The following is an 11,707-nucleotide window of genomic DNA, read 5'->3' as shown; positions in this document are numbered from 1 at the left end:
AGGAGCTTTTTTATGATATTAGATGATATTGTAGCAGACAAAAAGATACGGCTTGCGGAACAGAAAGCAAAGACCGGGGAAGATGAGATGAAGCGGCTCGCGGCGGCTTACCGGGGAAATGGGCATTCATTTTATGAAGCGTTAAAAAAGCCGGGGCTTTCCATTATCGGAGAATTTAAAAAAGCGTCGCCAAGTCTTGGAGACATTCCGCAGAAGATGGATCTCATGGAGCGGATCAAAGAGTACAACGCATCGGTGGACGCGATTTCCTGCCTGACCGAGGAAGACCATTTCCATGGAAATGTCGGGTACTTAAAGGAGATCCGCGGGAAATCCGAGCTGCCGATCCTGCGGAAGGATTTTATGATCGATGAGTATCAGTTCTATGAGGCGAAAACGATCGGTGCGGATGCGGTGCTCCTTATCGCGGCGATCTTAGATGACGCGCAGATGAAAGGCTTTTATAAGCTGGCGCGTTCCCTTGGCCTTGACGCGCTGGTTGAGGTGCATGACGAGGAGGAGATGGAGCGGGCATTAAAACTGGATGCGCGCATCATCGGGGTCAATAACCGAAACCTCAGGGATTTTACGATTTCTCTGGATAACACAAAGAGGCTGCGCGGTATGGCAGGAGCGGATAAAGTCTTTGTGGCGGAGAGCGGTATCGTAACCGATGATGATGTCCTCACCTTAAAAGAATATCAGGTGGATGCGTTTCTGATCGGGCGGGCATTTATGGAAGCGGATAACCCGAAGGAACTGGCAAAGCACTGGAAGGCGTTATAGAAATGGAACAAAAAAGAGCAGCAAAAGAAAAGCCAGGGATCAAGATCTGCGGGATCACGACTCCGGAAGAAGCAGTGTACTTAAATGAAGCAGGCGTTTCGTATGCGGGATTTGTATTTTTCCCAAAGAGCAAGCGGAACGTGACTTATGAACAGGCGGAAAAAATATTTTCCGGTCTGGATCCCTCTATCAAAAAGGTCACTGTTTTCGTCAGCCCGACACTTGCGGAAATACAAAGCGCAGAGGAGATCGGCGCGGATATCCTGCAGATCCATGGAACACTTGCGCAGGAGATCATAAAAAAAAGCAGGCATCCGATCTGGCGGGCAGTCAATATCAAATCCGGAACAGAATTTTTGGAAAAGGAAGAACTGTTTTACGATAATATCACGGGGATCGTGGTGGACGGTGCACAGTACGGAGGCGGAAAAACCTTTGACTGGAGTGCAAACGGGGCACGGCTGTCAGTAAGAGAACAGTTTGCGGACAAAGCATTTATTCTGGCGGGTGGCTTAAACAGTGAGAATGTACAAACGGGGATTTCGATCTTTGCACCGGATATCGTGGATGTAAGTTCCGGCGTGGAAAATGATAACGGGATCGGGAAGAACCGGGATAAAATAATGGAATTTGTAAGAAAGGTGAAAGAACATGAATAAGAAAGCGTATTATGGAGAATTTGGCGGACAGTTTGTTTCCGAATCTTTGATGAACACATTAAAGGAACTGGATGACGCGTTTGAAAAAGCAATCCGGGATGAGAGCTTTATGAAGGAGTATCATTATTACTTAGAGCAGTATGTCGGACGTGAGACACCGCTTTACTTTGCGGAGCGTCTGAGCGAAAAATACGGCACCAGGATCTATTTAAAGAGAGAGGACTTAAACCACACCGGAGCACACAAGATCAACAACGTGATCGGTCAGATCCTGCTTGCAAAGCGAATGGGCAAAAAGAAAGTGATCGCAGAGACCGGAGCCGGTCAGCATGGTGTCGCAACCGCGACCGGAGCAGCGCTGTTCGATATGGAGTGTACCGTCTATATGGGTGAGGAGGATATCAAGCGTCAGGCGCTTAACGTGATGCGTATGGAGATGCTCGGCGCGAAGGTTGTCAGCGTACAGTCCGGAAGCAACACGTTAAAGGATGCGACAAACGAGGCGATCCGTACCTGGGCAAAGACAGCGGAAGATACCTTCTATGTCATCGGTTCCGCGGTTGGACCTTATCCGTATCCGAAGATGGTAAAGGAATTCCAGAGTGTGATCAGCCGTGAAGCGAAAAAGCAGATCTTAGAGACAGAGGGAAGACTTCCGGATGTGGTCATGGCATGTGTGGGCGGTGGCTCAAACTCGATCGGAATGTTTGCGGACTTCATCGATGAGAAGGATGTAAAATTGGTCGGCGTGGAGTCAGCCGGACTTGGAATCGAGACCGGAAAACACGCGAGTGCCATGGCACTTGGAAAACCGGGTGTTTTACACGGCATGAAGTCTTATCTCTTACAGGATGACAACGGAAATGTCGAGCTGGCACATTCGATCTCTGCCGGACTGGATTATCCGGGTGTTGGACCGGAGCACGCGTATCTGCGGGACAGCGGCCGTGCGGAATATGTTTCCATCACGGATGTGGAGGCAATGGACGCCCTCATGGAACTGTGCAGATTGGAAGGCATCATTCCGGCGATCGAGAGTGCGCATGCGGTTGCCTATGCGAAGAAAATGGCAAAGACCATGAAAAAAGATGACATCATGATCGTGTGCCTGTCCGGCCGTGGTGACAAAGATGTAAACACGATCTCGGATTATCTGGCAGGAAAAGGATATTTGAATTAGGAGGCTATTATGAATCGAATTGAAGATACATTAAATCAGTTAAAAGAAAAAAAGGAAAAAGCGTTTATTACTTATGTGACAGCCGGTTATCCGGATCTTGCGAAGACAAAGGAAATCTTAAAGGCACAGGAAGCGGCGGGCACAGACATCGTGGAGCTTGGAGTACCGTTTTCCGATCCGGTGGCGGACGGACCGGTCATCCAGGATGCGTCCTATCGTTCCATCTGCGGCGGAACAACGTTAAAGAAAGTATTCCGTACCGTGGAGGAGGCAAGAAACGACGGATTAAAACTTCCGATCGTTTTCATGCTTTACTACAATACGATCGTATTTTACGGTGTGGAAGCATTTGTCAAAGAGTGTGAGCGTGTCGGCGTGGACGGACTTATCATTCCGGATCTTCCGATGGAGGAACAGGAAGAGATCAAGGCCGCGCTTGACGGTCAGGATACCACATTACTGCTGCAACTGGTATCTCCGGTGTCCGGAGACCGCATCCCGCAGATCCTGGACGGTGCGCGAGGATTTGTTTACTGCGTATCGTCGATGGGTGTGACCGGTCAGGAAGCGCAGTTCCACAAAGAGGTCAAAAACTATCTGAAATCTGTAAAAGAACAGTCCAAGATCCCGGTTATGATGGGATTTGGCATCCGCACCGCAAAAGATGTGGAGCCGATGAAGGAATACATCGATGGAGCGATCGTCGGATCACATTTTATCAGACTTTTGGAGGAAAGCAATTTTGATCCGGATGCGGTAAAGACTTACTGCAATACCTTTAAGAAAGAGTTAAACGAATTATAAGCCGGAAATTATAATTGGATGCAAGATAAAAGGAAAAAATCGTAAGGAGGAAACGAACATGGATATGAAAGAACTGATCGCAAAAGTGGTAGATGGAAAAGATCTGACCGAGGAGGAAGCAAGAAGAGGAATGGAGATTTTGCTTGGAGGAGAGGCAACACAGGCGCAGATCGGCGCGTTTTTGACCGCGCTTCGCATGAAAGGTGAGACCCTGGAGGAACTGGTCGGATTTGCATCGGTACTGCGTGATAAAGCCGAGACGATCAAACCGGCGGCGGACAATTATGTGGATCTGGTCGGAACCGGCGGAGACTGCACCTATACCTTTAATATTTCCACAACATCCGCGTTTGTAGTTGCGGCGGCGGGACTTCCGGTCGCAAAACACGGAAACCGTTCGATCTCATCAAAGTCCGGTGCGGGCGATGTGTTAGAAGAACTCGGAGTCAATATCATGGCAGAACCGGCGGTCGTAGAGCGCTGTGTCAATGAAACAGGCATCGGCTTCATGTTTGCGCAGCTCTTTAATAAATCCATGAAATATGTCGGACAGGCGAGAAAAGAGATGGGGATCCGCACCGTGTTCAATATCTTAGGACCTCTTGCAAATCCATCTCGCGCAAAAAACATGGTCGTAGGTGTTTACAGTCCGGCACTTACCGAAGCGGTTGCAAAAGCAATGGCGAGACTCGGCGTGGAGCGCGCGTTTGTTGTGAGCGGATGCGATAATATGGATGAGATCACACTGAGTGGAAAAACAACCGTTTCCGAGATCAAAAACGGTGCGGTGGAAACTTTCCAGATCCAACCGGAAGATTTTGGCTTCCAAAGTGTTTCCCTTGCGGAATTAAAAGGCGGTGACGGAAAAGAGAACGCAAAGATCACAAGAGCGATCCTTGGTGGGGAGAAAGGTCCGAAGCGCGATATCGTACTGCTGAACGCCGGGGCGACACTTTATGTCGGCGGCGTGGCAGCAGATATCAAAGAGGGGATCCGTCTTGCCGAGCAGGCGATCGATTCCGGCGCGGCATTAAAGACACTTGAAAAGCTGATCGAGGAATCAAACCGTTAATCAAACCATCAGTGTGTTTTCCGGTTGATGTAGGATGTCTTAAACTTGGAATAGACGATCTTCTGACTGCGGTAGAGTCCGTAGTAGCCGGAGAGCATGTAGCTTAACGCAATCGCGAGCAGGTAGTATGGCATGCCGTCATAGCCAAACAGCTCAAAACTGATGAGCAGGGAGGAGATCGGTGCGTTGGTGACACCGCAGAAGACAGCACTCATGCCGACTGCCGCGCAGAGCGATGGCGCAAAACCGGTCAGATTTCCGAACAGGCATCCGAACGTCGCGCCGACAAAGAAACTTGGCACGATCTCGCCGCCTTTAAAGCCGGCACCGAGCGTGAATGCGGTGAGAACCATTTTAAAGAAGAATGCCCAGGTATCCGTGGAACCGTGTATGGACGAGGCGATAATGTCCATGCCGGTTCCATTGTAGTTATAATTGCCGATGCATGCGGTGACAAGCAGCACAAAACAGCCTCCGGCGAACGCACGCAGGTAGGGATTTTTAAATACATAGCGGTAAAGCCGCTCAAAGTTGTGTAACATCATGCAGAATACGACACTGATGAATGCGCAGAGCATTGCAAGCAGTGAGATGATGACTGCGTGAGGAACATTGAAAGCCGGAATCCGGTCAAAGAAAAAAGTATGGGCGGTGGCACCGAAATACTCCGCAATGCCGTGTGCGATGAAAGAGGAGATCACGCACGGAACCAGGGCTGCATAGTGCATGATACCGACACTGACGATCTCCATCGGAAAGATCGCGGCAGCCATCGGTGTGCCAAAGAGTGCGGAAAAGGCGGCACTCATGCCGCACATGATCATGATATGCTGATCTTTTTCATCAAAGCGGAACAGTCGTCCGAGCGAGTTCCCGATACTGCCGCCGAGCTGCAAAGCTGCGCCTTCGCGTCCGGCAGAACCGCCGCCAATGTGTGTGATCAGTGTGGAAAGAAAAATAAGCGGTGCCATCCGAAGCGGGATCTCTTCGCCCGAATGGATCGCGGATAAGACAAGGTTGGTGCCCGAATCTTTTTCATCGTGCAGCAGATGATACATGCCTACAATGCAAAGACCGCCAAACGGCAGTGTCAGCATGACCGCAGGGTGCGCGATGCGCAGATCCGTCACGAATTTCATGCAGTAAAAAAAGAGCGTTCCGACAAGACCGACCACGATCCCGGAAACGACAGAAAACAGAAGCCATTTCAAAAAAGTCCCGATGTGGGAGCCTCCTGCCTTACATTCCTCGCGGAGCCACTTCGTAAACTCTGGCAGCAATTCTTTTAAGATCATAATAATATCCCTCTCTAAATCAGATTTCTTTTGTAACATTTTCATTTCATTACCCTAAAAAAATAGTAACATTTCAGACGGCTTTTGACAATAAGACAATAATAGTCTTTGAAAGAGCAAAAAGGTCTGTTAAAATAAAAGCGGCAAGAAAGAAAAAGGAGGCAGTTTTATGTTTCAGATACCAGATCCCAAAGAACAGCTCGTTGCCATTATGAAGCGGATCTACGCGCAGGGAATGACAACGACTTCGGGTGGAAATTTATCTATAAAAGATGAAAATGGAAACGTATATATCACGCCGGGCGGAACCGACAAGGGCAGTATGACCGCAGAGGATATTGTCTGTATCCGTGCGGATGGAACCATGGAGGGAAAACACAAACCGTCCAGTGAATATCCATTTCATATGAAGATCTACGAGACGAGAGGTGATATCCGGGCGATCCTGCATGCGCATCCGCCGGCGATGGTTGCGTACAGCATCGTCAGAAAAATACCGGATATCTCGGCGTTTCCGGAATTAAAAGCGTGTATCGGCAGTGTCGGAATGGCGGAGTACGGGCTGACCGGAAGCGAAGAACTCGGAGAAAAGATCGCGAAAGTGTTTGCGGAGGGGTGCAATGTCGCGGAACTGGAAAATCACGGCCTGGTCGTCGGGAGCACAGATATCGAGAGTGCGTATCAGATGTTTGAGGCGATGGATTTTTCCGCACGTATCGGGATCGGGGCATCCAGACTTGGCGGTGCGAAAAACGAAAACCCGTCGGGGAAAGGGCTCACCGATGAAAACATGGAAAAGCCGAAGGATCCTTCGACAGAAATACCGCAGGAAGACCGGGCGGTCTGTGAAAAATTGTGTGAGATGGTGAGGCGCGCCTGGCATCAGAAGTTATTGTACGCCGGACTTGGTGTATTTTCGGCGCGCGCGGAGAGCGGAACGATTTATTACATACCGCAGGGAACAGACCAGAGTGCAGCTGGTATTTTGGATATCCGCAAGCTGGAGCAGACGGGGGATAGTCTTCACGCCAAGATCTACCGCACGCATCCGGGGATCGGTTCGGTCGTCACGGCATTTCCGCCGGAACTTATGGCGTTTGCGGTGACCGGCACGAAATTCAGCTCCCGTATCATACCGGAGATCTACATGGTCATGCAGGATGTCGTTTCCCTGCCGCAGGCGCAGTATGCAGGAAAGCCGGATGAGATCGCGGCGGTATTTGACGGGCGGACATCGGTAGCGGTATTGGAGGGCGGCGGCGTGATCGTGACAGCGCCTTCACTTTTAAAAGCATATGACAGACTTGAAGTGGCGGAGTACAGTGCCCGCGCGATCTTAGAGTCCTCCCAGCTTGGAAATATCGTGGAGATCACGGAAAAGCAGGTGGACGAGATCAGGGTGCAGTGCCACCTGAATTAAGGAAAACAGAGAGAACCCGAGTGGCTGTTTCCCCAAATAGATGAAAAATTGCACAAAAAACCACAATGAAAATACAGCATTTTAACAAAAATGTGAAAAACTATTGCATTCCTGTGAAAATGCTGTATACTTTAATTATCAACTGAAAACGTTACCGGAATCATTGCCGAAAACAGTACCGGAAAGGGTACCGGACGTTTTGGGGGTTAGCAACTACATTATTTAGGAGGATGAATTATATGAAAAGAAAAACAGTATCACTCATGTTAGTAATGTCTATGATGGCAGCTATGGCAGCAGGATGCGGAAGCTCTTCTGACAGTACAGCAAGCAGCAGTACTTCAGGAAACAGCACAGCTTCTACAGAAACCGGAAGCACAGACAAAAAAGAAGCATCCGGCGATGGTCAGGTTTATTATCTGAACTTCAAACCGGAGCAGGATGAGCAGTGGCAGGATCTTGCAAAAGCTTACACCGATGAAACCGGTGTTCCGGTAACAGTCATTACAGCAGCAGACGGTACCTATGAGCAGACCTTAAAATCTGAAATGGCTAAGTCAGAAGCACCTACCTTATTCCAGGTAAACGGACCGGTAGGACTTGCAAACTGGAAAGATTACTGCTACGACTTATCCGGAAGTGAATTATACAAAGATGTAAAGAGCGATGACTTCGTATTAAAAGACGGAGACGCAGTACAGGGTATCGCGTATGTTATTGAAACATACGGTCTCATTTACAACAAAGCGATCTTAAATGATTACTGCACCATGGACAACGCAGTAATTTCTTCCCCGGATGAGATCAACAACTTCGCAACCTTAAAGGCAGTTGCGGACGACATCCAGGCAAGAAAAGATGAGATTAATGATAAATTTGGTTATGACCTGCTTGGTGCATTTACTTCCGCAGGTATGGATTCTTCCTCTGACTGGAGATTCAAGACACATCTTGCAAACCTTCCGATCTACTATGAATACAAAGCTAAAGGAATCAACGAGACAGACGCGATCGAAGGAACTTACCTTGACAATTACAGACAGATCTGGGATTTATATCTGACCGATTCTACCTGTGAACCGGGACTGTTATCCAGCAAGACCGGTGATGAAGCATCTTCCGAATTTGCAATGGGCGAAGCAGTATTCTATCAGAATGGTACCTGGGCATATGGTGATATCACCGGAAATGAAGTTGCAGATGAAGATCTTGGCATGATGCCGATCTACATTGGCGTGGACGGAGAAGAAAATCAGGGACTCTGCACCGGATCTGAAAACTACTGGTGTGTAAACAATAAAGCTTCCGAAGAAGATATCCAGGCAACACTTGATTTCCTTGCATGGTGTGTAGAAAGCGACACCGGACGTGACGCGATCGCAAACGAAATGGGATTCGTTACACCGTTTACCACATTTGATGATGACGCTTATCAGACAAACAACCCATTGATCAAAGCAGCAAACGAGTCTATTGAAGCTGGCAAGACTCCGGTATCATGGAACTTCTCATCTATCCCGTCTGAGACATGGAAAGATGGCGTTGGATCCGCATTACTGCAGTACGCGCAGGGCTCTCAGAGTGATGAAGAGTGGAATGCAGTTAAGACGGCATTCGTTGACGGATGGGCTTCCGAATACGCAGCATCACACGGTGATTCAGCAGCAGAAGAAGCAACAGAATAAAAGACGGGAAGTCTTTGGATAAGAGCGGGGCGGGTGTCTCCATCCGCCTCCGCTTTTTTAGAAAGGATGATATTGTTATGGAGAAATCAATAAAAAAATATTTTCCTATATTTGCATTACCGACGTTAGTGGCATTTACAATCGGCTTTATAATTCCTTTTGTTATGGGCATCTATTTATCATTTTGTGAATTCACAACAGTAACTGATGCAAAATTTGTAGGTCTTAAAAATTACGCAAGAATTTTTACGGATAATACGTTTGGGCATGCTCTTTGGTATACGGTGCTGTTTACGATAGTTTCGGTCCTTGCCATCAATATTCTGGCATTTGTGGTCGCGATGCTTTTAACAAAGGGAATTAAAGGAACCAACGCTTTCCGTACCGTATTTTTCATGCCGAACCTGATCGGTGGTATCGTACTTGGTTACATCTGGCAGATCATTTTAAACGGTGTTTTGGCACACTGGGGAAGAACGCTTACCTATTCTTCCAAGTATGGTTTCTGGGGACTGGTTATTTTGATGTGCTGGCAGCAGATCGGTTATATGATGATCATCTATGTGGCAGGAATCCAGAATATCCCGGGCGACCTCATCGAGGCGGCAAAGATCGACGGCGCGACACCGTCACAGATCTTAAAAAATGTAACGATCCCGATGGTTATGCCGTCGATTACGATCTGTTCTTTCCTGACACTGACGAACTCCTTTAAGCTCTTCGATCAGAACCTGGCACTGACCGCAGGAGAACCTGCAAACAGTTCCGAACTTCTTGCACTGAATATCTTTAACACATTCTATGGAAGAAATGGCTGGGAAGGCGTAGGACAGGCGAAAGCAGTTGTATTCTTTGTAATTGTGGCAGTTATCGCGATCACACAGAATAAGATCACAAGAAGCAGGGAGGTGCAGCAGTAATGGGCGTAAGAAAAGCAAAACATGGTGGAGTCCTTACCGTAATTTTCACGATTCTTTCGGTCATCTGGGTTTGCCCGATCTTGATCGTAATCATGAACTCCTTTAAGAAAAAGGCGTATATCAACCGAAAACCGTTTGCGTTTCCGGCAGGAAAGTCCTTTGTTGGAATTGAAAACTATTTAAATGGTATTAAAAAGATCAACTTTTTCCAGGCATTCGGTTATTCCCTGTTTATTACCTTATTCTCGGTAGTAGTGATCATCGTGTGTACTTCCATGTGCGCATGGTACATCACCAGAGTTACCAACCGTATGACAAAAGGCATCTATTATCTGTGCCTGTTTGCAATGATCGTTCCGTTCCAGATGGTAATGTTTACGTTATCCAAATTTGCGAATATGTTACATCTTGGAAATCCGGTCGGTATCATCTTGATCTATCTCGGATTCGGAGCAGGGCAGGCGGTATTTATGTTCTGCGGTTTCGCAAAGGGAATTCCGCTTGAGATCGAGGAAGCTGCCATGATCGACGGATGCAATCCGATCCAGATCTTCTTTAAGATTGTATTCCCGATCCTCAAACCGACCTGCATCACCGTTGCGATCCTTGAGGCAATGTGGATCTGGAACGATTACCTGCTGCCATACCTGGTACTTGATATCAAGAAATACAAAACGATCCCGATCGTTATCCAGTATCTGAAAGGTGGATACGGATCTGTTGACTGGGGCAGCATGATGGCAATGTTAGTTTTGGCAATTATTCCAATTATAGTTTTTTATATGGCTTGCCAGAAGTATATAATAGAGGGAGTTGTGGCAGGAGCCGTAAAGGGTTGATGCGCGGCAAATACCAGTAAAGGAATGAAAAAACGTGACAATTAAAGACATTGCAAAAGAGTCCGGGTATTCTGTGAGCACTGTATCACGGGTGCTGAATAACCGCAGGGATGTAAGCCCGGAAGCAAAAAAAAGGATTGACGAGATTGTGGCAGCCCACAATTTTGTACCAAATAATAACGCGAAGCATTTAAAACAGATGATCACAAAGACGATCCTCGTGCTGGTAAAGGGTAATTCGAATATGCTCTTTGCCAGTATCGTGGAGGAGATCCAAAAGACGGTGGAAAAGACAAAATATGCCGTAAGTATCTATTATCTGGATGAGGATGCAAACGAAGTGGAACAGGCGATTACGCTGATGCGGGAGAGAAAACCTCTGGGGATGTTGTTCCTCGGAGGTAACCCGCAGTTCTTTCAAAAAGAGTTCGATCAGATCCGGATCCCGTGTGTACTGGTGACAAACCAGGGGGAAAAGATGGGATTTGGCAATCTTTCCAGTGTGGCGACGGATGACGTGGAAGCATCCATGTGCGCGGTGGATTTTCTGATCGGGCGCGGACACAGACGTATCGGTATCCTGGGTGGTGACACTACTTTGTCGCATACCAGTAAACAGCGTCTGGAAGGATGCAGAAAGAGTTTTGAAAAAAACGGACTTGCCGAAGAACCGGAAGCGTTTTATGAGAAAGCGCGTTTCTCCTATGAGAGTTCCTATCAGGCAATGAACCGCCTGTTGGACCGGAATTTAAATATCACAGCCGTGTTTGCAATGAGTGATGTGATGGCGGTCGGCGCGGTTCGGGCGATCCGTGACCGCGGACTTCAGGTTCCGGAAGACATTTCGATCATCGGATTTGATGGAATACCACTGGCAAATTATTACAATCCGAAGCTTGCCACAGTCAAACAGCAGTATCAGATTCTGGCGGTGCGCAGCGTGGAGATTTTACTTGGGGCGATTGATTTAAAAAAGCCGGCAGTTTATGAGATCATACCATTTGAGCTTGTGGCTGGTGAAAGTGTAAAACAGATATAATGTAAGGG

The 11,707-nt window shown here is 47.7% G+C and carries 11 protein-coding genes; 10 read left to right on the top strand and 1 reads right to left on the bottom strand.

Going from position 1 to position 11,707, the window contains the following annotated elements:
* Nucleotides 1-12: 12 nt before the first annotated feature.
* Genes trpC through trpD form a run of 5 tightly spaced genes read left to right on the top strand, consistent with a single transcriptional unit; the run spans nt 13 to nt 4,501 of the window.
* A complete protein-coding gene (gene trpC, locus H8Z76_RS06855) occupies nt 13-786 on the top strand; it encodes an indole-3-glycerol phosphate synthase TrpC (RefSeq protein ID WP_186982033.1) in 774 nt (257 codons plus the stop codon).
* 2 nt (nt 787-788) lie between these two features.
* Nucleotides 789-1,445: a phosphoribosylanthranilate isomerase gene (locus H8Z76_RS06850; RefSeq protein ID WP_186982032.1), complete on the top strand. Its 657-nt coding sequence runs from the start codon at nt 789-791 to the stop codon at nt 1,443-1,445.
* Entirely contained in the window at nt 1,438-2,625 is a 1,188-nt protein-coding gene (gene trpB, locus H8Z76_RS06845; protein WP_186982031.1) for a tryptophan synthase subunit beta, read from the top strand. Before H8Z76_RS06850 ends, trpB begins: the two co-directional genes overlap by 8 nt.
* A gap of 9 nt (nt 2,626-2,634) precedes the next feature.
* Nucleotides 2,635-3,429, top strand: coding sequence for a tryptophan synthase subunit alpha (gene trpA, locus H8Z76_RS06840; RefSeq protein WP_022516558.1), 795 nt, complete (start codon nt 2,635-2,637; stop codon nt 3,427-3,429).
* A 58-nt stretch (nt 3,430-3,487) separates the two neighbouring features.
* Nucleotides 3,488-4,501 carry an anthranilate phosphoribosyltransferase gene (trpD, locus tag H8Z76_RS06835; protein ID WP_022516557.1) on the top strand — a complete coding sequence of 338 codons (1,014 nt, stop codon included), beginning with the start codon at nt 3,488-3,490 and terminating at the stop codon, nt 4,499-4,501.
* An 8-nt stretch (nt 4,502-4,509) separates the two neighbouring features.
* Here trpD and H8Z76_RS06830 read toward each other — a convergent pair whose 3' ends face one another.
* On the bottom strand, nt 4,510-5,796 hold the full coding sequence (locus H8Z76_RS06830) for a chloride channel protein (RefSeq protein ID WP_186982030.1): 1,287 nt from the start codon (nt 5,794-5,796) through the stop codon (nt 4,510-4,512).
* A 169-nt stretch (nt 5,797-5,965) separates the two neighbouring features.
* On the opposite strand from H8Z76_RS06830, the gene H8Z76_RS06825 reads away from it, so the two are divergent.
* The 5 genes from H8Z76_RS06825 (at nt 5,966) to H8Z76_RS06805 (ending at nt 11,699) form a co-directional block, all read left to right on the top strand.
* The gene (locus H8Z76_RS06825) at nt 5,966-7,216 is read left to right on the top strand and encodes a class II aldolase/adducin family protein (RefSeq protein WP_186982029.1); all 1,251 of its coding nucleotides are present in this window, start codon (nt 5,966-5,968) and stop codon (nt 7,214-7,216) included.
* Between the two features lie 239 nt (nt 7,217-7,455).
* Nucleotides 7,456-8,901 carry an ABC transporter substrate-binding protein gene (locus H8Z76_RS06820; RefSeq protein ID WP_022516554.1) on the top strand — a complete coding sequence of 482 codons (1,446 nt, stop codon included), beginning with the start codon at nt 7,456-7,458 and terminating at the stop codon, nt 8,899-8,901.
* A 77-nt stretch (nt 8,902-8,978) separates the two neighbouring features.
* Nucleotides 8,979-9,821 carry a carbohydrate ABC transporter permease gene (locus H8Z76_RS06815; protein ID WP_186982028.1) on the top strand — a complete coding sequence of 281 codons (843 nt, stop codon included), beginning with the start codon at nt 8,979-8,981 and terminating at the stop codon, nt 9,819-9,821.
* Nucleotides 9,821-10,660: a carbohydrate ABC transporter permease gene (locus H8Z76_RS06810; RefSeq protein ID WP_022516552.1), complete on the top strand. Its 840-nt coding sequence runs from the start codon at nt 9,821-9,823 to the stop codon at nt 10,658-10,660. Before H8Z76_RS06815 ends, H8Z76_RS06810 begins: the two co-directional genes overlap by 1 nt.
* Nucleotides 10,661-10,694: 34 nt before the next feature.
* Nucleotides 10,695-11,699, top strand: coding sequence for a LacI family DNA-binding transcriptional regulator (locus H8Z76_RS06805; protein WP_022516551.1), 1,005 nt, complete (start codon nt 10,695-10,697; stop codon nt 11,697-11,699).
* The last annotated feature ends 8 nt before the right edge of the window (nt 11,700-11,707 follow it).

This window comes from Roseburia yibonii, assembly GCF_014297335.1.
Lineage (GTDB): Bacteria > Bacillota > Clostridia > Lachnospirales > Lachnospiraceae > Roseburia_D > Roseburia_D yibonii.
This window is presented reverse-complemented; position numbering and strand designations above follow the sequence as displayed.

Coding starts and splice junctions, on each gene's coding strand:
- trpC (WP_186982033.1), top strand. CDS start 13: ATGATATTAGATGATATTGTAGCAGACAAAAAGATACGGCTTGCGGAA.
- H8Z76_RS06850 (WP_186982032.1), top strand. CDS start 789: ATGGAACAAAAAAGAGCAGCAAAAGAAAAGCCAGGGATCAAGATCTGC.
- trpB (WP_186982031.1), top strand. CDS start 1,438: ATGAATAAGAAAGCGTATTATGGAGAATTTGGCGGACAGTTTGTTTCC.
- trpA (WP_022516558.1), top strand. CDS start 2,635: ATGAATCGAATTGAAGATACATTAAATCAGTTAAAAGAAAAAAAGGAA.
- trpD (WP_022516557.1), top strand. CDS start 3,488: ATGGATATGAAAGAACTGATCGCAAAAGTGGTAGATGGAAAAGATCTG.
- H8Z76_RS06830 (WP_186982030.1), bottom strand. CDS start 5,796: ATGATCTTAAAAGAATTGCTGCCAGAGTTTACGAAGTGGCTCCGCGAG.
- H8Z76_RS06825 (WP_186982029.1), top strand. CDS start 5,966: ATGTTTCAGATACCAGATCCCAAAGAACAGCTCGTTGCCATTATGAAG.
- H8Z76_RS06820 (WP_022516554.1), top strand. CDS start 7,456: ATGAAAAGAAAAACAGTATCACTCATGTTAGTAATGTCTATGATGGCA.
- H8Z76_RS06815 (WP_186982028.1), top strand. CDS start 8,979: ATGGAGAAATCAATAAAAAAATATTTTCCTATATTTGCATTACCGACG.
- H8Z76_RS06810 (WP_022516552.1), top strand. CDS start 9,821: ATGGGCGTAAGAAAAGCAAAACATGGTGGAGTCCTTACCGTAATTTTC.